This is a genomic window from Pseudomonas sp. TWR2-1-1, from assembly GCF_049897045.1.
In the GTDB taxonomy this organism is placed as follows: domain Bacteria; phylum Pseudomonadota; class Gammaproteobacteria; order Pseudomonadales; family Pseudomonadaceae; genus Aquipseudomonas; species Aquipseudomonas versuta.
The window spans coordinates 340,261-364,637 of sequence record NZ_JAFCVM010000004.1; the positions used below are offsets into that span (position 1 = coordinate 340,261).

General features: G+C 48.5%; 21 protein-coding genes and 2 pseudogenes. 5 read left to right on the top strand and 18 right to left on the bottom strand.

Annotated features, from left to right (window positions below; genetic code table 11):
* Positions 1-2 precede the first annotated feature (2 nt).
* Positions 3-1,301, top strand: a complete 1,299-nt coding sequence (guaD, locus tag ACP7BO_RS12745) for a guanine deaminase (protein ID WP_397456226.1) — start codon at positions 3-5, stop codon at positions 1,299-1,301.
* 88 nt (positions 1,302-1,389) lie between these two features.
* On the opposite strand, the gene ACP7BO_RS12750 is transcribed toward guaD, so the two are convergent.
* A complete protein-coding gene (locus tag ACP7BO_RS12750; RefSeq protein ID WP_426210746.1) occupies positions 1,390-2,157 on the bottom strand; it encodes a GntR family transcriptional regulator in 768 nt (255 codons plus the stop codon).
* 230 nt (positions 2,158-2,387) lie between these two features.
* Between ACP7BO_RS12750 and ACP7BO_RS12755 the strand changes: the two are divergent.
* Positions 2,388-3,577 (top strand): annotated as a pseudogene (locus ACP7BO_RS12755) (benzoate/H(+) symporter BenE family transporter).
* A 93-nt stretch (positions 3,578-3,670) separates the two neighbouring features.
* Here ACP7BO_RS12755 and ACP7BO_RS12760 read toward each other — a convergent pair.
* Positions 3,671-4,432, bottom strand: a complete 762-nt coding sequence (locus ACP7BO_RS12760; protein ID WP_397456225.1) for an SDR family oxidoreductase — start codon at positions 4,430-4,432, stop codon at positions 3,671-3,673.
* 205 nt (positions 4,433-4,637) lie between these two features.
* Between ACP7BO_RS12760 and ACP7BO_RS12765 the strand changes: the two genes are divergently transcribed.
* A complete protein-coding gene (locus tag ACP7BO_RS12765; RefSeq protein WP_426210748.1) occupies positions 4,638-5,642 on the top strand; it encodes an NADP-dependent oxidoreductase in 1,005 nt (334 codons plus the stop codon).
* A 98-nt stretch (positions 5,643-5,740) separates the two neighbouring features.
* Here the strand turns inward: ACP7BO_RS12765 and pyrF are convergent, their stop codons facing one another.
* Positions 5,741-6,439 (bottom strand): orotidine-5'-phosphate decarboxylase, encoded by a 699-nt coding sequence (gene pyrF, locus ACP7BO_RS12770; protein WP_162232800.1) that lies wholly within the window; start codon positions 6,437-6,439, stop codon positions 5,741-5,743.
* A gap of 229 nt (positions 6,440-6,668) precedes the next feature.
* Between pyrF and ACP7BO_RS12775 the strand changes: the two genes are divergently transcribed.
* Positions 6,669-6,836, top strand: a complete 168-nt coding sequence (locus ACP7BO_RS12775; RefSeq protein ID WP_073508995.1) for a DUF2897 family protein — start codon at positions 6,669-6,671, stop codon at positions 6,834-6,836.
* Positions 6,837-6,971: 135 nt separating this feature from the next.
* Positions 6,972-7,535, top strand: coding sequence for a TetR/AcrR family transcriptional regulator (locus ACP7BO_RS12780; RefSeq protein ID WP_397456221.1), 564 nt, complete (start codon positions 6,972-6,974; stop codon positions 7,533-7,535).
* A 51-nt stretch (positions 7,536-7,586) separates the two neighbouring features.
* Here ACP7BO_RS12780 and ACP7BO_RS12785 read toward each other — a convergent pair whose 3' ends face one another.
* From ACP7BO_RS12785 to rfbA, 15 genes and pseudogenes are all read right to left on the bottom strand, one after another.
* The gene (locus tag ACP7BO_RS12785) at positions 7,587-7,916 is read right to left on the bottom strand and encodes a ComEA family DNA-binding protein (RefSeq protein ID WP_060691416.1); all 330 of its coding nucleotides are present in this window, start codon (positions 7,914-7,916) and stop codon (positions 7,587-7,589) included.
* Positions 7,917-8,025: 109 nt separating this feature from the next.
* Positions 8,026-10,023: a polysaccharide biosynthesis protein gene (locus tag ACP7BO_RS12790; protein WP_426210751.1), complete on the bottom strand. Its 1,998-nt coding sequence runs from the start codon at positions 10,021-10,023 to the stop codon at positions 8,026-8,028.
* A gap of 92 nt (positions 10,024-10,115) precedes the next feature.
* Positions 10,116-11,294 carry a DegT/DnrJ/EryC1/StrS family aminotransferase gene (locus ACP7BO_RS12795; protein ID WP_426210753.1) on the bottom strand — a complete coding sequence of 393 codons (1,179 nt, stop codon included), beginning with the start codon at positions 11,292-11,294 and terminating at the stop codon, positions 10,116-10,118.
* A 55-nt stretch (positions 11,295-11,349) separates the two neighbouring features.
* Positions 11,350-12,000, bottom strand: coding sequence for an acetyltransferase (locus ACP7BO_RS12800; protein WP_426210940.1), 651 nt, complete (start codon positions 11,998-12,000; stop codon positions 11,350-11,352).
* A pseudogene (locus tag ACP7BO_RS12805) lies at positions 11,983-12,567 on the bottom strand (sugar transferase); the annotation flags it as partial. The pseudogene ACP7BO_RS12805 and the gene ACP7BO_RS12800, both read right to left, overlap by 18 nt.
* Before the next feature lie 34 nt (positions 12,568-12,601).
* Entirely contained in the window at positions 12,602-13,741 is a 1,140-nt protein-coding gene (locus ACP7BO_RS12810; RefSeq protein ID WP_426210755.1) for a glycosyltransferase family 4 protein, read from the bottom strand.
* The gene (gene asnB, locus ACP7BO_RS12815) at positions 13,731-15,686 is read right to left on the bottom strand and encodes an asparagine synthase (glutamine-hydrolyzing) (RefSeq protein WP_426210757.1); all 1,956 of its coding nucleotides are present in this window, start codon (positions 15,684-15,686) and stop codon (positions 13,731-13,733) included. The genes ACP7BO_RS12810 and asnB overlap by 11 nt, the downstream gene beginning before the upstream one ends.
* 75 nt (positions 15,687-15,761) lie before the next feature.
* On the bottom strand, positions 15,762-16,835 hold the full coding sequence (locus tag ACP7BO_RS12820) for a glycosyltransferase family 4 protein (RefSeq protein ID WP_426210759.1): 1,074 nt from the start codon (positions 16,833-16,835) through the stop codon (positions 15,762-15,764).
* Positions 16,836-16,881: 46 nt separating this feature from the next.
* A complete protein-coding gene (locus ACP7BO_RS12825; RefSeq protein ID WP_426210761.1) occupies positions 16,882-17,808 on the bottom strand; it encodes a glycosyltransferase family 2 protein in 927 nt (308 codons plus the stop codon).
* Positions 17,801-18,961, bottom strand: coding sequence for a hypothetical protein (locus ACP7BO_RS12830; RefSeq protein ID WP_426210763.1), 1,161 nt, complete (start codon positions 18,959-18,961; stop codon positions 17,801-17,803). Before ACP7BO_RS12830 ends, ACP7BO_RS12825 begins: the two co-directional genes overlap by 8 nt.
* 41 nt (positions 18,962-19,002) lie before the next feature.
* On the bottom strand, positions 19,003-20,277 hold the full coding sequence (locus ACP7BO_RS12835) for a flippase (protein ID WP_426210765.1): 1,275 nt from the start codon (positions 20,275-20,277) through the stop codon (positions 19,003-19,005).
* 110 nt (positions 20,278-20,387) lie between these two features.
* On the bottom strand, positions 20,388-21,407 hold the full coding sequence (locus ACP7BO_RS12840) for an NAD-dependent epimerase/dehydratase family protein (RefSeq protein WP_426210767.1): 1,020 nt from the start codon (positions 21,405-21,407) through the stop codon (positions 20,388-20,390).
* Between the two features lie 44 nt (positions 21,408-21,451).
* Positions 21,452-22,729 carry a Vi polysaccharide biosynthesis UDP-N-acetylglucosamine C-6 dehydrogenase TviB gene (gene tviB, locus ACP7BO_RS12845; protein ID WP_426210769.1) on the bottom strand — a complete coding sequence of 426 codons (1,278 nt, stop codon included), beginning with the start codon at positions 22,727-22,729 and terminating at the stop codon, positions 21,452-21,454.
* Positions 22,730-22,762: 33 nt separating this feature from the next.
* Positions 22,763-23,341, bottom strand: a complete 579-nt coding sequence (rfbC, locus tag ACP7BO_RS12850; protein WP_426210771.1) for a dTDP-4-dehydrorhamnose 3,5-epimerase — start codon at positions 23,339-23,341, stop codon at positions 22,763-22,765.
* Positions 23,338-24,231 (bottom strand): glucose-1-phosphate thymidylyltransferase RfbA, encoded by an 894-nt coding sequence (rfbA, locus tag ACP7BO_RS12855; RefSeq protein WP_426210773.1) that lies wholly within the window; start codon positions 24,229-24,231, stop codon positions 23,338-23,340. Before rfbA ends, rfbC begins: the two co-directional genes overlap by 4 nt.
* Between the last annotated feature and the right edge of the window lie 146 nt (positions 24,232-24,377).

The following is a 24,377-nucleotide window of genomic DNA, read 5'->3' on the forward strand; positions in this document are numbered from 1 at the left end:
TCATGACCTGTAAAGCCTATCGCGCCGCCATCCTGCACAGCATTGACGACCCCGCTGAAGTCGGAATCGAAGCCTCCTATGAGTATTTCGAGGATGGCTTGCTGGTGGTCGACAACGGCCTGATCAAAGCCGTCGGCCCCGCCAGCGAACTGCTCGCGACACTGACCGCCGACACCGAAATCACTGAATACACCGATGCACTGATTACTCCCGGTTTTATCGACACCCACATCCACTTTCCGCAAACCGGGATGATTGGTGCCTACGGCGAGCAGTTACTCGACTGGCTCAACACCTACACCTTCCCGTGCGAAAACCAGTTCGCCGATAAAGCCCATGCCGACGAAGTAGCCGGAATTTTCCTCAAGGAACTGCTGCGCAACGGCACCACCACGGCTCTGGTATTTGGCAGCGTGCATCCGCAGTCAGTGGACGCCCTGTTCGAAGCGGCCCAGGGTCTGGACCTGCGCCTGATTGCCGGCAAAGTGATGATGGATCGCAACGCGCCGGAGTATCTGACTGACACCGCCGAAACCGGCTACAGCGAAAGCAAGGCGCTGATCGAGCGCTGGCACGGCAAAGGCCGTCTGCATTACGCGGTTACCCCACGCTTCGCACCGACCAGCACTCCAGAGCAATTAACCCTGGCAGGCAAGTTGCTGGGCGAATACCCGGATCTGTACCTGCACACCCATATCAGCGAGAACCTTCAAGAAATTGAGTGGGTAAAATCGCTGTTCCCGGAGCGTAAAGGCTATCTGGATGTGTACGACCACTACCAACTGCTGGGAGAGCGCTCGGTATTTGCCCACGGCGTACATTTGTGTGACGAGGAATGTGCCCGACTGGCCGAAACAGGCTCGGCTGTGGCTTTCTGCCCGACGTCCAACCTGTTCCTTGGCAGCGGCCTGTTCAACTTGCCGATGGCAGAGAAGCACAAACTCAATGTCGGGCTGGGAACGGATGTCGGTGCAGGCACCAGCTTCTCGCTGCTCAACACCCTGAACGAAGCCTACAAGGTCATGCAGTTGCAGGGCGCACGCCTCGATCCGTTCAAGTCGCTGTATCTGGCCACATTGGGCGGCGCGCGGGCCCTGCGCCTGGAGGACCGTATCGGCAACTTGCAAGCGGGCAGCGACGCGGACTTCGTAGTCCTCGACTACAACGCCACGCCGTTGCTGAGCTATCGCCTCAAACAGTCGAAAAACATTGCCGAAACATTGTTTGTATTGATGACCCTGGGTGACGACCGCACCGTGCAACAGACCTATGCGGCGGGCAATCTGGTGCATCAGCGCTAAATCCTGATACTCCGCCACTTTGTGGGAGCCAGCTTGCCGGCGATAACATCGCGAGCAAGCTCGCTCCTGCAAGGGATCAATGGCGGGTTTACAGCTTGGCTGAAGGCCGTGGACTTTTACCCTTGGTTTGCAGCAAGTGCGAGAACACGGCATGCAGATCGTCCGAGGCGCTCTCTTCGTCAAGGTTGAGTTTGCTGTCGATGTGATCCATGTGGTGCATCATCAGGTCCACCGCCAGCGCGACATCACGCGCTTCAATCGCATCGATCAATTGCATGTGCTCGTCGTAGGAGCAGTGCGAGCGGTTGCCGCTCTCGTATTGGGCAATAATCAGTGACGTTTGCGAGACCAGGCTGCGCTGGAAACTGATCAGGGGCGCATTTTTGGCAGCCTCTGCCAGTTTCAGGTGAAACTCGCCTGACAAGCGGATCCCGGCGCCGCGATCGCCCCGCGAAAAGCTGTCGCGCTCGTCCTGCACCATTTTGCGCAACTGCGCCAGGTCTTCAGCGCAGGCATGCACCACAGCCAGTTCGGTGATGGCCTTTTCTACCAGCCGCCGGGCAAAAAACACCTGACGCGCTTCTTCAATACTGGGGCTTGCCACCACCGCGCCACGGTTTGGCCGCAGCAGTACGACCCCTTCGTGGGCCAGACGCGACAAGGCACGACGAATGATCATACGGCTCACACCAAAGATTTCACCCAGTGCTTCTTCACTCAGCTTGGTGCCAGGCGCCAGGCGCTGTTCGAGAATCGCCTCGAATATATGCGCATAGACGATATCGTCCTGGGTTCCACTGCGGCCGGCCTTGCCTGCGCGGGGTTGTTTCTTGAGAGGCTGCAACTGTTCGTTCATGGGCACTCGAGTGGGAAAGCGGCGGCGGAAATAGACGTTACGTCAGTACGGTAACGGGCGTCGCTGGCAAAGAATTAATGCAGAAAATAAGGGCGCATTGTACACAAGCCAGAGTGCCAGTACGACTGTACGGTCATTTGTGATCCCGGCTGTATCGCAATAACAGGCGAGGTTTACGTTTAGGCTTGCGTGCTGTTTGAACTCTCTTCAAGAACAAGGAATTGCGCACCATGTCCGACGCCCCTTTGCCGCGGTTACATCCGCTGTCCGACACATCGCCTTCAGCCGTGGTCGCCGGGTTTATCGCAATGATGACCGGCTACACCAGCTCCCTGGTGCTGATGTTCCAGGCCGGACAGGCAGCAGGACTGACCAGCGGACAAATTTCCTCGTGGATATGGGCTTTGTCAATCGGCATGGCAGTTTGCAGCATCGGACTGTCCTTGCGTTACCGCACCCCCATTACCATCGCCTGGTCAACGCCCGGAGCCGCATTGCTGATCACAAGCCTGGGCGGAGTCAGTTATGGCGAGGCGATCGGTGCTTATATCACCTGTGCGGTGCTGGTCATTATCTGCGGCATGACTGGCAGCTTCGAGCGCCTGGTCAAACGGATCCCCGGATCCCTGGCAGCGGCTTTGCTGGCGGGCATTCTGTTCAAGATCGGCAGCGAAATCTTTGTCGCAGCGCAGCATCGCACCGGGCTTGTGGTCGGAATGCTCGTCACCTACTTGATCGTCAAGCGTCTGATGCCGCGCTATGCCGTGCTGGCGGCCTTGCTGATAGGGACCTTGATCTCGGGTTTGCTCGGGCTCCTGGATTTCAGCGGTTTCGCCCTCGAGGTCGCCGTTCCGGTATGGACTACGCCCTCATTCTCGATGGCCGCAACCATCAGTATCGGCATTCCCCTGTTTGTGGTCGCCATGACCTCACAAAACATGCCGTCATCGCCGTACTACGTGCCGACGGGTACAACGTCCCCGCTTCACCGCTGATCACCACAACCGGTGTCGCCTCGTTGCTGCTGGCTCCTTTTGGCTCCCACGGGGTTAACCTGGCCGCAATCAGTGCTGCCATTTGCACTGGCCCGCACGCTCACGAAGACCCTAAAAAGCGTTACACGGCGGCAATGTGGTGTGGCATTTTTTATGGCATCGCCGGGACATTTGGAGCAACGCTGGCTGCATTGTTCGCAGCCTTTCCCAAAGAATTGGTACTGTCGATTGCGGCACTGGCACTGTTCGGTTCGATCAGCAATGGCCTGACTGTCGCCATGAGTGAATCGAAAGAACGTGAGGCCGCCCTCATCACCTTCATGGTCACAGCATCCGGTATGACCCTGTACTCGGTCGGCTCGGCCTTCTGGGGCATTGTGGCGGGCGTGTTGACCTTGATGATTCTGAACTGGAAAACGCGCTGACCGACACTGCAACCCTGTAGGCGCCGGGCATGCTCGCGATGCTTAAAGAGCTCGCGAGCGAGCGCGACTCCTACAGGATTGGGTTGCGCTGGATCAGATCGCCAATGCCCCGCCATCCACGGCCAAGGCATGGCCCGTCGTAAACGCGGCATCGTCAGAACACAGATACAGAACTGCACTGGCCACCTCTTCCACTTTGCCTATACGGCCCACCGGATGAATGGCTGCGGCATATTCGGCCTTCTTCGGATCAGCTTCATAGGCACGGCGAAACATATCGGTATCAATAACTGCCGGGCACACCGCATTCACCCGAATCCCTTTTTTTGCATACTCAATGGCCGCTGACTTGGTCAAACCAATCACCGCATGCTTGGATGCCGAATAAATACTCATTTTCGGCGCTGCACCAAGGCCGGCTACGGACGCGGTATTGACGATTGCACCGCCGCCCTGGGCCAACAGCAACGGCAACTGATATTTCATACATAGCCAGACGCCTTTTACGTTAACCCCCATGATTGCGTCAAACTCATCCTGTGTACCGTCCGCCAGACGCCCGTGTTCAATCTCTATCCCGGCATTATTGAAGGCATAGTCCAACCGCCCGTAAGTGCTGATTGTCTGCGCCATCAACTGCTTAACATCCGCTTCGAGGGTCACATTGCAGGGTACGAACACGGCCGTGCCACCCGCGGCTCTGATGAGCTCAACGGTGCCTTCACCGCCTGAAACATCCAGATCGGCTACGACCACTTTCAAGCCCTCAGCGGCAAAAGCCAGCGCGGTAGCCCGGCCGATTCCAGCCCCTGCCCCGGTGACCACCACGACTTTTCCGGAAAATCTCATGCTCATTATTTTTATCCTCGAAAAGGAACTCTGCACAGTTTAGGCACGAGCTAACGCACATAAAGACCAGCCCCTTATTTATCGAAATGATAAATCTGCGCCCACCACCATCACCCAAGGTGATGAAAAACCATTCGTGAGCCGACATTCGCTTGCTGTCCCAACCAGGAAGGGCTATCAACAGACTTTGTCTTTTAGCTGAGTGCATACCATGACCGCCGAGACCAACCGCCAGTTTCTTCTCGCCAAACGCCCCGTCGGCGCCGCAACACGCGACACCTTTACGTTTCAGCAAGTGCCTGTGGCCAAACCGGGCAAAGGCCAGATAGTGGTCAAGAATCAATATCTGTCGCTCGATCCGGCCATGCGCGGCTGGATGAACGAAGGCAAATCCTATATTGCGCCGGTAGGTCTGGGCGAAGTGATGCGCGCCCTGGGTGTCGGCCAGGTCATTGCCTCTGAACATCCCGGCTTTGCAGTCGGTGACTATGTGAATGGCGCACTGGGCGTGCAGGATTACTTTGTAGGCGAACCACGGGGTTTCTATAAAGTCGATCCGAAACTCGCACCTTTACCGGTGTATTTATCCGCACTGGGTATGACCGGGATGACCGCCTACTTTGCCTTACTCGAAGTAGGCGCGCCTAAAGCGGGTGACACAGTAGTGATTTCTGGCGCCGCTGGTGCCGTCGGCAGCATTGCCGGGCAAATCGCCAAGCTCAAAGGCTGCCGCGTAGTGGGTATTGCGGGGGGCGAACACAAATGCAAGTTACTGATCGAAGAGTTGGGCTTCGACGGAGCAATCGACTACAAGAGCGAAGACGTTATCGCAGGCCTTAAGCGCGAATGCCCTAAAGGTGTTGATGTGTTTTTCGATAACGTGGGCGGCGATATTCTGGATGCGGTGCTGAGCCGCCTGAACTTCAAGGCCCGAGTGGTGATTTGTGGCGCCATCAGCCAGTACAACAACAAGGAGGCCGTAAAAGGGCCGGCTAACTATCTGTCGCTACTGGTGAATCGCGCACGGATGGAGGGCTTTGTGGTGATGGACTATGCCGACCGCTATACAGCGGCAGGGCAAGAAATGGCGGGATGGCTGGCCAAAGGCCAACTCAAAAGCAAGGAACATATTGTTGAAGGGCTGGAAACATTTCCCGAAACCCTGATGAAACTGTTCAGCGGGGAAAACTTCGGCAAGTTGATATTGAAGGTTTAAGCCGCGCCAGAGTTGTAAAGTTCTACTGTGACAGCCGGGGTGTCCGGAATTGCATCGCGAGCACCCTGGCTGTCACAGAACCTGAACTACTTTGGCAGTTAAGCCAACTCGGCGACCACCGCAGCCAAAGCCTTGGCCGGGTCAGCAGCCTGGCTGATGGGACGGCCAATTACCAGATAGTCCGAACCAGCCTCCAGGGCCTGACGCGGAGTCAGGATTCGACGCTGATCATCCAGTGCACTCCCCGCAGGACGAATACCCGGGGTCACCAGTTGCAGGCTTGGATGCGCAGCCTTCAGTGCTTGTGCTTCCAGGGCCGAGCAAACCAGACCATCCATTCCGGCTTTTTCCGCCAGAGCCGCCAGACGCAAAACCTGCTCTTGAGGTTCAATATCCAGGCCAATCCCTGCAAGGTCTTCGCGCTCCATGCTGGTCAACACCGTCACGCCGATCAGCAACGGTTGCGGACCTGTGCGTTTGTCGAGCACTTCACGGCACGCGGCCATCATGCGCAGCCCGCCGGAGCAATGAACGTTTACCATCCACACGCCCATCTCGGCGGCGGCTTTGACTGCCATTGCCGTGGTATTGGGAATATCGTGGAATTTGAGATCCAGGAACACCTCAAAACCTTTGTCGCGCAAAGTGCCGACAATTTCCGCAGCACAGCTGGTAAACAGCTCTTTGCCCACTTTCACCCGGCACAGCTTTGGGTCCAACTGATCAGCCAGTTTCAGTGCGGCGTCACGCGTTGGGAAATCCAGGGCGACGATAATAGGAGTCTGGCAGTCGGACATTAGCGGGTTCTCAGGCTGGTCGAAATCGGCGCGCATTGTAGCGGAACCAGCCGCCCACCGGCACCCGATGATCGTAATTTCACAATTTTAGTCAACTGAACAGTTATAAGACCCGCATCGAATTAACCGGCCTACAATGAAACCACTGTGCAGTCCTGGACTCAAATGGACAGACTGCAACACGCTTTGCGAACGCCTTGCACAGCGTTTACTCAACAAGGAGAGCACTATGCCCTGGTATGCCTGGTTAATTCTGATCGTTGCCATCGGCGCCATCGTCGGCGCACTCATGACATTACGTGAAACGGCCAACAAAGTTGAACTGACCGATGAACAGCGCAAACGTGTCGCGGAACGTAACGCAGAGATGGATGCGAAGGATTCGAAAGACGGCTGAAACAGCCCGACGTTTCTTACCCAGTCCATAGACTGGGTTCTCGACGCCCGGTACCGACTTGCCCTACAGTGGAACGCCTGTGCATCTCCCTGACACTCAAGGCCATGATGCTTAATTGCATAAGAGACAGCAGCCATGCGGTACTCACAAGGTCATAAAGCCCAAACCCACAAGCGCATCATTGAGGAAGCCTCAGGGCTCTTCCGGCGAGACGGGATTGGTGCGACGGGGCTGCAGCCCCTCATGAAATCGCTGGGCCTCACCCACGGTGGCTTTTATGCTCATTTTTCCTCCAAAACTGAGCTGGTAGAAAAAGCCCTGCAGCATGCGGCCGGGGAAGTGGACACCCTCTGTGACGAACTCTTCAGCCAACCGCAGCCGCTCAATGCCTTCATCGACACGTATTTATCTGAATGGCACGTCACGTCGCCGCATGAAGGCTGTCCGATCCCGACAATGTCCGCTGAGGTGGCCCAACAAGGGTGTCCCAGCGCAACCACCGACTATGTAATCAACGCCAGACTTAAACAGATTGAGGCCACCCTCCAGGAGCCTGACGCTCAGGAACAGAGCATCGTGATATTTGCAACTCTGGTTGGGGCGCTGGTTCTGTCTCGAGGCGCAGAAAGTGATGCACTAAGAGAAAAGATCCTGTCTGTAACGCGAAACGCATTGAAGCAATCGAACGATAAAACTTAAGCACCTGACGCAAAAAGGCCAGTCAATGACTGGCCTCTTCTTGTGTCTGACTTAGTTAACCGCGACCCTGTCGCGATTCTTGTCATAAATGGCTTTGCCTATCCCGTTCACTTCCAGAAGCTCATCGGCCGAAGCGAAGTTCCCGTTAGCTTCACGGTAAGCCACTATCGCCTTGGCTTTGGCAGCCCCAATGCCAGAGAGTTCACGCTGAAGAGTCGCCTCATCGGCAGTATTGAGGTTGACCGTTACCAGCTGTGCTTCTGGCTCTGCATGCGCACTTACAGCCGGCTTGGGCACCTCCGCCTGGGGCGCAGCATGAGCCACGCCGGAAATACCCACCATCAGGGCCAAAAACATCGAAGACAGAAAGGTGATACGCATTAGTGACACTCCTTTACATCGTTAAGTAGAAACAGCTTTCCTGAGCTGTACTTCAAACCTAGGTGATGAGTGGGGAGTGTCAAAATTCAGTGCGTTGCAGGGTATGTAATCACAACGGCTCGGCACGTCGCTGTTGGTGGATCCAATCAACAATTTCGCCCTCGGGGGCGTAACCACTTACCGTGTCGCGCAATAGCTGCCGTACCCGCGGATAGTCGTCCTGATCTACCGCCTCAAGCAGTTGCGTCAACCGCTGCTTAAGCTCATCCCAAGGCAACAAATCTTCATTGGCACTCATGATCATCGGGTGCCGGGTCGCTACTACGTTGTCACCAATCAGCAACTCTTCGTAAAGCTTTTCCCCGGGGCGCAGGCCCGTAAACTCGATCTCGATATCGCCGTGCAGATTCTTCTCGGAACGAACACTGAGGCCGGAAAGGTGAATCATTTTTTCGGCAAGCTCGACGATACGTACTGGCTCGCCCATGTCGAGTACAAACACATCCCCGCCCAACCCCATGGAACCGGCCTGAATCACCAGCTGTGCAGCCTCCGGGATAGTCATGAAGTAGCGGGTGATCTTGGGATGAGTCACCGTCAGTGGCCCCCCGGTTTTGATCTGTTTGTGGAACAACGGAATCACCGACCCCGAAGAACCCAGTACATTGCCAAAGCGAACCATAGTGAACCGGGTTTTATTAACCCGTGAAACATTAGCCTTGTCGCCAAAGAGAACCGGAGCCACTTCCCGGCTGAGCGCCTGAAGCGTCATTTCAGCCAAACGCTTGGTGCTACCCATCACATTGGTCGGCCGAACGGCCTTGTCAGTGGAAATCAGCACAAAGTTAGCGACACCAGCCTGCAAAGCCGCCTGAGCAGTATTCAGGGTGCCAATAACATTGTTCAAAACACCTTCAGCAATGTTGTGTTCAACCATCGGCACATGCTTGTACGCGGCTGCGTGATACACGGTGTCCACATGCCAGGTCTTCATCACCTCCAGCAACTTCTGCGCATTACGCACCGAACCCAAAATCGGTAATACCTTCACCGAAAGGGACTCACGAATAACTCGCTGCTCAAGCTCGGAACAAATGCTGTAAAGGTTGAATTCGCTGTGCTCAAAAAGCAGCAACGTCGTTGGCCGAAGTGCCAGGATCTGCCGGCAAAGCTCCGAACCAATAGAACCGCCCGCCCCAGTCACCAATACGCACTGCCCTTTGATGCAGTGCTCCAGCAACTCACCCTGGGCAGGCACTGCGTCCCTCCCCAGCAAATCGGCAATATCCACTTCCTGAATATCGTCGACCTTGACCCTGCCGCTGGCCAGATCCATGAAACCTGGAACGCTACGCACATGAAGCGGAAAGCCTTCAAGCAGACCCAGAATTTCACGACGCCGACCGCGTGACGAAGACGGGATTGCCAACAAGAGCTCTTGTGCACCTGTGCGGTCAATCATCTGTTGCATGTTTTCAGGCTTGAACACCTGCAAACCGGAGATAACACGATCAGCAATACTTTCATCATCATCAATGAAAGCTACCGGCCGCATGATTCTGCCCATACGCAAGGCGGCGACAAGTTGATTACCCGCTGCGCCGGCACCGTAAATAGCAACGCGAGGCAAACCATCGTCCCTGCTGGTGAAAGGTACATGCTGAGCAGCAGAGAACCAGTCACCCAGGAAGTATTGCCGCATGACCAGGCGCAAACCGCCCAGCATGATCAGACTCAACCACCAGTAGTTAAAAATAATCGAGCGCGGCACAACATTTTCATGATTGCTGTACCAGTACACCACTACCGCCAGGATCAATGAAGAAAGGCTGACGGCCTTGACGATTGCGATCAGCGCATCGTTGCCGAAATAGCGCATCACCGCACGGTACATTCCGAAGCGGATAAACAAAGGGATGGCAATCAGGGGGGCACAGACAAATAACCACAGGTGTAACTTGACCGGGTTAACCATATCGTCCATGCCCAGACGTACGACAAAAGCGAGCCATAAAGCCAGCCAGACGAGAACTACGTCTGTGGCCACTTGAATAATTCGCTTTTGTCGACGTGAAAGGTTGAGTAAGTACGCTCGAATTTTATCCATAACCCTTTAAACACCTATGCCGCACAAAAAAACCATCAACACTCTACTGCTCATTGCTCATTTCTCCGCAGCATAAATTGCAAGGATAAACCTCACGTCATTGATGCTTTCTCAACAACTTCACTCAAGACCTTACAGGTCAAGCTGACCTCCTGTTCGGTCAGGGTTGGGTGGACCAAAAACATCATACTCGTCTCACCCAGTTGTTTTGCATGCTCAAGGCGCTGTTCAGGACGCCAGCCAGTATTGTCAAAAGCCTTCTCAAGATAAACTTCAGAGCACGAACCGGAAAAAGCAGGAACGCCTCTGGACACCATTTCATTAAGAATACGATCCCGAGACCAATCAGCCTTCAAATCCTGGGGACGTACAAACACATAGCATTTATAGGCAGCATGAACGTCCTCCGCGGGCAGCATCGGAACCCGAAGTGCCGGCAATTGCCGAGCAGCGTCCCAAATACGCATAGCATTTTTCAGACGAGTCGCTTGCCAGTCCTGCATGCGGCGCAACTGAATACGGCCAATAACGGCCTGTACTTCGAGCATGCGCCAGTTCGTGCCAAAACTTTCATGCAGCCAACGGAAGCCTGGAGCATGCTCTCGCTCATAAACAGCCTCCCAACTCTTGCCGTGGTCTTTGTAAGCCCACATATCAGCCCAAAGCTGGCGATCATTAGTGGTAACCATGCCTCCTTCGCCGCCAGTGGTCATGATTTTGTCCTGACAGAATGACCAGGCACCGACATGGCCGATAGAACCAACCGGGCGACCTTTGTAATGGGCTCCATGGGCCTGCGCACAGTCTTCTATGACTTTCAGGCCATGTTCATTGGCTAACGCCATGATTGGATCCATATCACATGGCCATCCGGCCAAATGAACGCAGATAAGCGCTTTGGTACGTGGAGTCAAAACCGCACTGATGGTTTCAGCTGTAAAGTTTTGCGAGTCCAGATCGACATCTGCGAAAACCGGCACTGCACCGGCATTGACGATGCTTGAAACCGAAGCAAGGAAGGTACGAGAGGTAACAATCACCTCATCTCCAGCACCGATACCAAGCGCTTTCAATGCCAGGTCCAAGGCTACAGTGCCGTTGGCCAAGGCAACTGCATATTCAGTGCCTGACCAAGCTGCGAATTCTTTTTCAAAGGCGCGTGTTTCTTGACCGGTCCAGTAGTTGACCTTGTTGGATAATATGACATCGCGGACAGCGTCAGCCTCTTCTACTGTGAAGGAAGGCCAAGGAGAAAAAGCTGTATTCAACACAATTCAGTACCCACGATTAAAAGTTAAAAAAGTATGCACGTATAGGAAGTATTATTCATCTCCCCAAGTCTCTGGCAGGTACACCTACAACAGTCATTGAGTGGTCTATGTCATTTACAACCGCGGCACCAGCACCAACGTTGACATTACAGCCGATATTTATAGACTGCCTTACGCTCGCACCAATACCGATCCAGCTCAGGCGGCCGACACGTACTGCTCCGGCAAGCCTAGCGCCAGGACTAACATGAACACATTCATCCAAAACACAATCGTGATCGATGCTGCAACCGGTATTAAGAATAGCTCCGAAGCCAATCGAAGCTCCGGTATTGACCACCACTCCAGCAAAAGCAACCACACCAGTCCCGACAGACGCATATCGACTAATAGTCGCTTGCGGATGAATCAAAGAAGTCAGCAGTGCACCTGCATTGGCTAGCTCACATAGTTTAGTGTGACGCACTTCATTATTACCAATCGCCACAATTACACCATCGAACTCCTGCAAACGGGCCAACAACATGTTGGTATCACCTACAATGGACAGATGGTGAACTAACTGTTCAGATGGCCAGTTATCGTCAAAAACTTCAATACTGCCCCAACCACAACACTCTGCGGTATCCGCAACTACCTTTGCATGACCCCCAGCCCCAAAAATCGCTAGCTTTTTGATGGGATTATCACCTAAAAATTTGGACATTGTTGCTTCGCCAGCAGCGCTAATACCTTCCCGTATGAATACTTTTTTTACAGTTAACGCGATAATCTTCAAATCGAGCCATATTGATTGATTATCGACATACCAAATATCATACTGAAATTTCTGGGACCAACTAATTGCATTCCGGCCATTAACTTGCGCCCAACCTGTTATTCCTGGCTTGACGTTATGACGACGATTTTGCTCACTATTGTAAAGGGGCAGATACTCCATAAGCAGAGGCCTAGGCCCCACTATACTCATATCGCCTTTCAGCACATTCCAAAGGCCAGGCAGTTCATCCAGACTGGTAGAACGTAGAAAAGCACCGAAAGGTGTCATGCGTTCACTGTCAGGGAGAAGATTACCATCACGATCTAATGCATCGCGCATAGTACGGAACTTTATCATTTCAAAGGGCTCGCCATGAAAGCCAGGTCGAACTTGCCGAAACAATACTGGACGGCCTAACTTATGACGTATTTGCCAATACAGAATAAATAGCAATGGTGAAAGCAAAAGCAAACCAAACAGCGAACACAAAATATCGAAAATACGCTTCAACATAAAATATGAGACTCATAAAAAGAAAACTAAAAAACTACACAAACATTTCATTAACCATAACCGCATTAACCTTATGCACATCATATTTATCTTCAGCTATGGCCCGCGAGGCAGCACCCATAATAGTTAGTTGTACGGGATTCTCTACATAATACAACATCGAACTAACAAGCGACTCGACATTTTTAATAGGAACCAAGAAGCCGTTAACGCCATGAGTTACAGTTTCGCGACAACCCGGAGCATCAGTAGTAATAATTGCCCTTCCCATAGACATGGCTTCTAATACTGTGCGTGGCGTACCCTCCCTGTAGGATGGTAATACGTAAACACTGCAGTCCATGATCGAAGGCCTGACATCAGAGAGTCGTCCCTGATACTCAATAATTCCTTCTGCGACCCATTTATCGAGCTCTTCATTTTTTATAGCGTCAGGATTGTCATCTATCCAACCTACAAGGCTAAATGTAACATTGGGATGAATAGCTTTTACTCTTCGCGCAGCATCTGCATACTCTCGAATTCCTTTATCACCAAGGAATCTTGCAATCATCAAAAAGCATAGTTTTGGTGGTAGTACAGCCACTGAGAAACTTGTAACGTCTACCCCCGAGCCATTCACAACCATAGATTTGGCAGATGAATCTAGGAGTTTCATGCTGTTGAACAGTTTTTGATCATCAGGATTTTGAAAAAAAACTTTATGCGCACCAGAGAGTGCTAGTGCATATAGTTTTTTCACCAACAGAAGAAGGTACTTACGAGATCCATGTGCATCACCCTGCCCTTGAAAAGCATAACCCAAGCCGGTGATGAGGGCATAACGCCGAGGTACTCGAGCCAATCGAGCAGCCAAGAGGCCATAGATAACCGGTTTAACTGTATAGCCAAGCACATAGTCTGGACCAACAAGTTTCATCAAGCGCCAAAGATGAAATAGTGATCGGATGTCGGCTAATGGATTCATTCCAACCCGTTGCAATGGCACATTGTGTACGCGAAAACCACATGCCTCTAGTCTCTGTCGGACTGGACTGCCTTGTTCTAGGTCTGGTGCTGCGACATGAACTTCAATGCCCATTTTTTGTATAGCTTTAAGCAGTGGCCCTCTAAAATTAATAACTGAGTCAGCGTAGCCGGCGATCAATAAAAATCTCATAATTTCACTGCTCACTTAACCAGGCCTGAAACATCAATATGTCCCACAAATGATGCTGCCAGTTGCGACGGCCACTCAAATGCTCTTGCCATTTTTTTCTAATTAATTGGGGGTGAAAATATCCTTCATCACGTAGACGGCGCTCATCGAGTAACGATTCAGCCCACTCCCGTAATGGACCACGCAACCAACTGTCCAATGGAATTCCAAACCCTTGCTTCGGTCGCTCAATAAGCTCTTTAGGTACATGACGATATAAAACCTGACGCAACAACCACTTGCCCTGACCATCTTTAATTTTAAAATCGAGTGGCATTCTCCACGCCAGTTCAATCATACGATGATCCAGCATGGGTACGCGAGATTCTAAACTGGCAGCCATCGATGCGCGGTCGACTTTAACCAAAATATCATCCGTCATATACGTCTGAGTATCCATCGCCATCATCCAGTGTTCAAAGGAATCAGTTTCAGGCCATTTTGAGGAGTCAGTAAACAGTGTCTGAGGCTCCTCGCTACCAATAACAACACTGGCTGGATCCTCCCAGTGACTATTCAAACGATGATAAAATGCCTTCCCATCCGACAAGGCCAATACATCTGCCAGCTTATGCACTTTATCGCCTGCACCGACCAAGTGCATACGTTGTGGAACAACAGGTTTAAAAAACGAGAAAACATCATCCCATGCGCTCGGAGATAACGAATGCATTGAACCCGAAATAAATTTACGAGCAAAATGAGGCAAGTATTGCATTCTAGACCAGACTTTTTTGGCAGATAAATACCGATTATAACCACCGAAAATCTCGTCCCCACCGTCACCACTCAAAACCACTGACACCTGCTCTTTGGCCATCTGACTAACTAGGTACGTCGGTATTTGAGAACTGTCGCTAAAAGGTTCACAGTAGATTGATGCCAATTTAGGTATGACATCAAGTGCATCTGAAGGTTTAACATAAAGTTCTGTATGGTCAGTTCCTAGATGTTGAGCTACTTTCTTGGCATAGACGGCCTCATCGAAGCCACTTTCATCAAAACCAATAGTGAAGGTACGAATCGGTTTAGTACTCTGAGCCTGCATAAGTGCAACGACGGCACTGCTATCAACGCCACCACTTAAAAAAGCGCCTAATGGGACGTCAGCCAGCATTTGCTGACCAATACTTTTCGACAGCTGCGCCTCAATCGCATCCGTTGCTTCTTCAGGGGTGCCTCTGAAGGGGTTTGCTAAACCTCGAGCTACTGCATCATCTACAGACCAGTAGGGGCAAGAGATTTTTTTCTTTGCAGCGTCTACATCGGTCAAAGGTAACGAAATAAAATGTCCAGGGCGTAGCTTCTGAATACCTTTATATATACTGTACGGGGCAGGAATACAATTATGCCTTAGCAATAACGCCAGTGCATTACGATCAATATTTCCTTTAAATTCAGCACAGGCCTTGATTACTTTTAGCTCAGACCCGAACAATAACATGTCATCCTGCCACCCCCAGTAGAGTGGCTTTTCCCCGACTCTGTCTCTTGCCAGGGTAAGCACTTGCTCAAGCCTATCCCAAAGAGCAAACGCAAACATACCGACCGATGCCTGTAGCGTTCGCTCAACACCCCATGTAGCTAGACACGACAGAAGAATCTCGGTGTCGGAATGTCCTTTCCACACAGGAGCTACACCCTCATCTTCTAGCGCTTGGCGTAACTCACCGTAATTGTAAATTTCGCCATTAAAGACGATGACATAACGATTGCAACTGGAAAGCATCGGTTGATGGCCTGCACTCGTAAGATCGACAATCGCCAGCCGTCGATGCCCCAACGCCAACTTCATAGCTGAATCTACCCAAACGCCGGAGTCATCAGGGCCGCGATGAACGATTGAATTGTTCATCTTTTGGATAATTGTATCTAACTCTGAACCGCGAGAATTGTTGAATACGCCACTGAAACCGCACATTAAAAGCCCACCCCAGCAAAAACAACCGTAAAGTTATATAGCTACCCGTATATTAGCGTCCAGTTGCAACTCTAACTAAGTAAAAGTGGCATCTTCTAGTGCCTTGACCACACGTGGAGCTTGAACCGCCAACGAATAAATACTATCTACAGCTTCACGACCGGCCCTACCGAACTCGCTCCTTAATGCTTTATCGCCTAACAGTGAGCTCAATTTAAACTCCCACTCCTTTATATCAGACGCCAAAAAACCACATTTGCTTTCAGATACGATTTCTATATTAACCCCCACCGGAGTTGCTATAACCGGGACGCTGCAGGCCATATACTGAATCAGCTTATATCCACACTTTCCTTTTTCCCAAGGCCCGTCTTCTAAAGGCATAATCCCGACATCAATCCCTTGAATAAAAGCGCTTTCGCCATCCTCTGTCCATGCCATAGTTTCAACATCCATTCCTTGGAATTCAAAAACAACATCCGGAGTCGCCCCCATTAACACCAGCCGCAAGTCAAACAATTTACTGACGTTAATTAATGCTTCTTTAATACCAACAACATATTTCTGGGTCGATGGCGAACCGATCCAGCCGATCGTAAATTTTCCCGATGCGTTTTCTAACCGTCTTTTATACCGTGAACTATCGACGACCGTAGGGACCACAACCACGTTAGCAGCTCCAGCACGAACAGCGCGACTTGCCAAATATTTATTACCAGCAACTACGCAACTAGATTTTTTCATGACAACGTCAATCTTACGAGACAACGTCTTTCGTACAACATAGCTTGCAGACAAGTCATAATTATGAAATATAGCATCATCATAATCTACAACATAGGGGATTTTTAAAGCGCTGAGAATTCGTTCTGCTAAAGCGGGCACATATGGAAATATTTCTTTTTCTATCCACACCACATCGTAGTTACGGACACGTAGCAATACAAGGAACCTTGCAAAGTATAACTTAAGTGTTAAACCCAACGATCTCGTTCCGTCCTTATAAAGTCGGTGCAGATACTCATCATCGAACAAACACTCTATTACAACTTCATGCCCGTTATCCTTAAGATACGGGTAAAACTGCAGCGCCCGCAAGCGGCTACTCGCGCCGATTCTGGAATATTTAGAAAGCAACAATATTTTCATAAATGCCTAAACTTATAAACCCATGAAACACTACCACCGCTCGACTCTATGACTTCGTAAACAACCGCTTCATAAGCCAAATAGACAGATACCCATATGCTGTAAGCGTTTCACTGACGGCAGAAAAAGATCGACTCAATAATGCTTTAGCAATTCGACAAAAAGGCTCAACTAACAGAGTTGCAAACAAGACAAGCACAGCATCTACTCTACTAAAATGCTTAAAAGCATAAATCACTCTGCTTCGAAGTGAATAAAACAACCTTTTTGCTTTTACCTTGTCCGAGGTACCTCCTCCTTTATGAAAAGCACGAACGTTAGCCAAATATTGGATATTCCAACCTCGGGCCTTGACCCTATTAGAAAGGTCCAGATCCTCAAGATATACAAAAAAACGCTCATCAAAGCCACAAAGATCCTCAAATAAAGACCGCCTAATTAAATAAAAAGCGCCAATCACATGATCAACCAAACGGCTTTCACTATGGTCCCACTCACTCATGAAATGCCCTAACTTCGGAAAGAATCGGTCGAGGCCCACCGCATGTACCAAAAGGCCATTAGCAGTGGGCAATCGTGTACAACTTCTTGCCACATGATCATTTTCATCACGAAGCTGGACACCGCACACGCCAATTTTCTGGTTATCCGGATGGCACATGAAGCTCAATGCGCTATGGATCGTATCTTTATAAACAAAAGCATCAGGGTTGAGAAACAGAATGAAATCACTTGTGCAACTACTGGCTCCCAGATTACAGGCTTTGCCAAAACCTAAATTGACTCCAGCACGTATAACCTTAACTTTATCAGACAGTTCAAAACCCTCTGCTGAACTGTCTGTTGAACCATTGTCAACGATAATTATTTTTCCAATATTTTGTAGCGCATTCGCTTCAAGCGACCTAATGCAATCAGCAAGCTGAACGCCAGAGTTCCAATTAACAACAACCACATCAACGACTTCAAGCATTACTCAATCCTTTTCTTCCATCTCGCTCCAAGCCAGATGAGACTATTAATGCGAAATACACCCAAATGCTAATTATATAAGGCTGCACAAAATTCGGATCTTCAACCATTAGCCCCATCATGACAATCAGAAAAGCAAAAAATACGCTGATAGATGTTCTATAAGCCATACGGCCAATAGTAAGAAAAAACAACAGAGAGACAAATACGCCAATGAGCGACTGTTCGACCAGAGTAGTAATCCAATAGTTATGTGCAGACAATGTAAAATCATAAACCGAGGAATAATAACCTATCGGCTCAAAAGGATGAGCCCAGAAATAATTGATTTTCTCTAATACGGTATCTATACGACCATTACCGCTTTCAATATTCTCGACGCTTAGCCGAGAAGACAGGAACGTGTTGTACTCTTCTGAACCACTACTAAAATAAGATATATATCCTATGAGAGCAGTAGCCCCTAAAAGCAAAATAGAGATCACATACCTGACACCAAAAATAACAAGGAGCATACAGCCTAATAAAGCAATAACAGACCTTGAAAAAGTAAATAAGATGCCTAAGCAAATAACCCCTAGCATTACTTTATCAAACCGCGATTTATTATCCACAACCAAATAGGACGCCACGGACAGTAGCAAAACTTGCGCAATCGTGTTACTGGCGCCCCAGGGCAAGGACATAGCGCCCCCCACATACCTCTCTAATATGACATTTTGAAAACCGTACAGAAGTGAACTGTATAGTAAGTTCCCAACAAAGTAGACCGACAATACAAAACCTGACAGTAACAATACACGCCCTACTGACTCTACTGACATAGTGGTTCTCATGCATGCTGCTATAATTCCTAGGTATAGAAAAAAACCTACGAGATTTGCACTTGCTCTCACCAATGATGCAACGGGATCAGCAGCAATGAAACACGTCAAAAAAATTATGAATATAAACAAAGTTGGCCATAATAAAAAAGTCCAATGCAACGTTCTTAAATTCTCTATGAAAACAGGTACAAACAAAAAAATCGCGATCAATAGGAAAGGTGCACCGAAGGTCACTACCCCACCAGACTCTGGGGCACTGCTAAAACTCAGAAGCAACATACCCAAAAGAAAAAATACATAATAATTAGTAGTACTATTTGCAATCAAGATTCCACCCCACATATAAAAACACTCAGGATAGGATTCATCTACTTTTCTCGCATCAACAGTTTAGAGGCGAACATCAAAAGTGCAGCATCAAGCAATACACGAGCACTCCATGCAAGAGCAGCCCCTTCTACGCCAAACCTTGATATTAGTACATAGAGCATACCTACAAAAATAGGCAGTTCGAAAAGATGGAACAATGCGGTTATTTTTGTTCGCCCGTGCGCATGCAGGTAAGAATAATACATTGCTCCAATAGCATTAAAGAAAACACCTACGCATAAAATACGTCCTACCATGACTGACTCTTGTGAAACATACTTCTTGACCCATAACTCAAGAATAAAAGGCATCAAAAATGCTAGCACACTCATGACAACAAACATAATGCATACTATTCTGACAAGCCAAGTGTTAAAGACCTGGTACGCTAAAACCTTATCGGAAAATATAAGATTAGATACAACAGGAAATGCGACAGTAGTTACAGCACCTACGAGAATCATTGACTGAACAGTAATTTCATAAGGAATGACGTAAAGCGTTACTGCGGCTGCAGAAATAAGGGCTCCAACAAAAAATCTGTCAGCCTGCACTAGAAAAGGGCTTATTACACTACTTAATGTTACCCAACCACCAAACTCCAGGAGTTTTTTAGCCTGATCCATTTTGAAGTGGCCTTTATCTACCATGAGTTTCTTCGGAAGACATCTATAGGCAAATTGTCTATAAGCTACTAATGCCAGCGCTCGAGAAATAACCAACGTCGCAATCAACCAGTAAAGCTGATCGGTATAGAGCGCTATTATAAAAGGCCCGCCAAAGTTTGCAGCGCCTAAAAAAACACGCAGGAAATTTATATTTTTAAAATTTAGATAGGCTTCGTTTACACCTCGATAGGTTGCACTGATTGCCTGCATAGGGATTGCAACTGCCAACAAGAGTATGGACAACAGCACTTCGCCTCTTCCGACAACCGTTCTTGGGATTAAATCGTATCCTCCGAAAATCCCCCCTAGAGAAATGACGACTAGCCCCGCGATGCCTATTGTCGCTGTGATTCTTACAGCACTTGCAATCACATCTGGAATATCGCTTTCAAGAGGATTGCCTCTAATTGCTGCAATACGTTGAGTCACTGCTCTGCCTACACCTAAATCAAGAGCTCCGGCATACCCGATCAACCCCCAGGCTAACGCAAGAAACCCAAACCTTTCCGTGCCAATCCGCGAAATTAAGTTGGGAATAGTGAAGGCAGCAATTAGGAGCGGTAATCCCAACCCAAGAAGATTCCAGAAAATGTTTCTAGCGTGCACTGTACACCCACCACTTAAGTTCAATACTTACAAGTTCATTTCAAAGATTATTGAGTGCACAAGAAGACTCCCGATCGCGGCAAAATTTCTTCTGTCAACCATGAAGCATTTCACAAGTAATTCAGATACCACGGTATTGCTGCTTTAATACCACTATTAAAGTCAAATTCAGGTGCATAGTTTAACAATTGCTTGGCTTTTGAAATATCCGCCTGAGAATGAAGGACATCACCAGCTCTAAAGTCCCGATACACGGGTGATTTAGTATATTGAGAGCCGTTATCCTCCAAACACACTTTTATTGTACTAAATAAATCATTGAGATTCGTACGACCGCCTACAGCAATATTGTAAACTTGATTTCGTGCAGAAGAGTCGCTTACAGCAGCTAGAATGTTCGCCTGAATTGTATTTTCGATGAAGCAAAAATCTCGACTAGTCGTACCATCTCCATTTATCAGTATTTCATCACCCCTTACCATGGCAGCTACCCACTTCGGAATCACTGCCGCGTAGGCTCCTTCTGGATCCTGCCGCTTACCAAATACATTAAAGTATCGTAACCCTATCGTATTAAAATTGTAGCAACGTGCAAAAACCTCAGCATACAATTCGTTCACATACTTGGTCACTGCATAAGGTGACAGCGGTTTACCTATAATATCCTCAACCTTAGGAAGACCTGGATGATCTCCGTACGTCGAGCTACTGGCTGCGTAGGTAAAGCTATCAACATTCGCATCTCTTGCTGCGACCAACATATTCAAAAAACCGTCAATATTGGTCCCATTAGTTGTGATCGGGTCATTAAGCGAACGTGGCACGGATCCCAAAGCGGCTTGGTGCAGTACATAATCCACGCCGCCAGAAGCTTGTCTGCAATCATCCAGATTTCTTATATCACCGCTAATAAATTTAAAACAAGACCATTGACTCGCGGAAACAAATGTTTTCACTTCGTCGAGATTCCGCTGATGGCCTGTTGCAAAATTATCAAGCCCTACAACATTTTGATCTAACTTAAGTAACGTTTCTAGGAGATTAGAACCAATAAACCCGGCCACCCCCGTAATCAACCAGGTTTTAGGGTTTTTCTGAAGTTTTTCCAACACGCACTGATAAGCCGACATTAAAACACCTACAATATGAACTAAAAAACTCGCAAAAATAATATTTACAGGCGAATATCTGACTCGTCACGACTAAGTAAGTATTTCAAGTCATACAATATATGTTGAGGCTTTCCGAAACTCCGTATACTTGCAGCTCCCAAGGCTCGAAACTCATTGTGCGCCACAGCTAGTACGATCCCATCATAAGTACGTTCTTCAGGATCCGATATAGGTTTTATACCATATTCATGCTCTGCCTCAGCCTTGCTTACCCATGGATCATAAACATCCACATTTATATTATACTCAGCTAACTCTCTCACGATATCTACAATCCGTGTATTACGCAGATCTGGACAGTTTTCTTTAAAGGCCAATCCCATAATCAACACACGAGCTCCATCGACATGAATTCGTTCTTTCAGCATTGCCTTGATAAGCTGCGAAACTACATAAGCCCCCATTCCATCATTCAAGCGACGCCCCGCTAAAATAATTTCCGGATGATAACCAATAGATTGAGCTTTATGGGTTAGGTAGTAAGGATCTACTCCAATACAGTGCCCACCGACCAGCCCTGGACGAAAAGGCAAGAAGTTCCATTTAGTGCCTGCGGCAGCCAATACAGACTCAGTGTCAATTCCCATCTTATTGAAAATAATAGCTAATTCATTAATCAATGCAATATTAAGATCACGCTGTGTATTCTCAATTACTTTTGCAGCCTCTGCCACACGAATACTACTTGCCTTGTGAGTTCCGGCAACAATAATCTGGTTGTAGAGGGCATCAACCAGATCGGCAATTTCAGGGGTGGAACCTGAGGTCACTTTTTTTATGGTAGTCACCCTGTGCTCTTTATCGCCAGGATTTATTCGTTCAGGACTATAACCTGCGTAAAAATCGATGTTGAATTTCAGACCAGATACTTTTTCCAATACAGGAACACAGTCCTCTTCTGTCGCACCTGGGTACACGGTAGACTCATAAATTACAATATCACCTTTTTTAAGAATCTTCCCTATTGTCTCCGAAGCTTTTATTAAGGGAGTCAAGTCTGGCTGATTGTATTTATCTATTGGCGTAGGAACTGTTACTATATATGTATTACATGAAACAAGATCACTCGACACAGCAGTGAAGTCTAAATATTCAGCCTGCAGCAACTCGACATCACTCACCTCAAGGGTAGTGTCATGCCCATCTTTCAATGCATCAATACGCGACTGATTAATATCAAAGCCAATCACAGAGCGTTGTTTGCCAAACTCTACCGCTAGCGGCAAACCTACGTAGCCAAGACCTATTACAGCAAGTTTTATATCTTTCAACAGATACATAATACAATCCACATAATTTAGTTGGCAATAAATTCAAACATCAGAACCGGTATAACTCAAACATGACTCTGCAACTGATGGAGCTTCCTGATCCTTGTCACTGATGTTGTAACTATCAAACTGTGGCCAAGCAATATCAATTTCGTGATCATCCCACTTAATGGAACGCTCTGACTCTTTATCGAAATAATTAGTTGTCTTATACAAAAAGTGCGTATCATCTTCCAGAGATAAAAAGCCGTGAGCGAAACCCTCGGGAATCCAAAGCATTCGTCTGTTAGAACTACTCAACTCCAAACCTACCCATTTCAAGTAAGTAGGAGAACTTCTTCGTATATCAACAGCAACATCAAACGCACTTCCCTGAACAACCCGAACCAACTTACCCTGCGCATAAGGTGCGGCTTGATAATGCAAACCCCGCAAAACACTTTTGTGTGAGCACGAATGATTATCTTGAACAAATTTCTCAGGAACTGGCAGACCCAGCATATTCAAACCTTCAATGAATTTATTCTCATTGAAACTTTCCATGAACCAACCGCGATTATCGCCATATATATTGGGTTCAATGATCACAACATCCGGTATTTCTGTCCTGATCATCCTCATAGGTATTTATTCTCATCGACCATTTTTTGTAAGTATTGGCCGTAACCTGTTTTTTTCAATTTTTGAGCTTGGTCATCTAGTGTTTGAAGCGAGATCCATCCTTGATTAAATGCGATCTCCTCCAAACAAGCGACCTTCAACCCTTGACGTTGCTCGATGGTGTGCACAAAATGACTGGCCTCCAACAGGGACTCATGGGTTCCTGTATCCAACCAAGCAAAACCACGACCTAACATTTCAACAGTTAGATTTTTTTGGTCAAGATAGGCGCGATTGATATCTGTAATCTCTAGTTCGCCTCTTGGCGAAGGCTTAATACTTTTCGCAATTCCAACAACATGATTGTCGTAAAAATATAGACCCGTTACTGCATAGTTAGATTTTGGCTTCGCAGGTTTTTCTTCAATACTCAACGCGCGGCCAGTAGTGTCGAACTCAACCACACCAAATCGCTCTGGGTCCGATACGTGATAGCCGAAGACTGTTGCACCTGACTCTTGGGTCATCGCAGAGCGCAAGTTATCCGAGAAGTGCTGACCGTAAAAAATGTTATCGCCGAGAATCAAACACACCGGATCTGCACCAATAAACTCTTCACCTATGATGAATGCTTGCGCCAATCCATCAGGACTAGGCTGCTCGGCGTAACTCAGTTCGATACCGTATCGATTGCCGTCACCCAGCAATTTTTTGAAACACGGTAGATCTTCAGGGGTCGATATGATCAAAATTTCTCGCATGCCCGCCAGCATCAAGACCGATAGAGGATAGAAAATCATCGGTTTATCGTAGATAGGCAACATCTGTTTAGAGACGCCTAACGTCAACGGGTGCAGACGTGTGCCTGAACCGCCAGCAAGAATGATGCCTTTGCGCTTAATGGTGGTCATGTTTCTAGCTCTTCCTTAACTATTCGGCTAAACCACCTATGACGCTAACAGGTGGTAGGTTTGAATTTTATTTTTCAAAAACACGCTACCGCCCCAGGATTGATCGTCGATTTCCTGAGAACGGGCTGCCTTCATTGTCCAGGCTA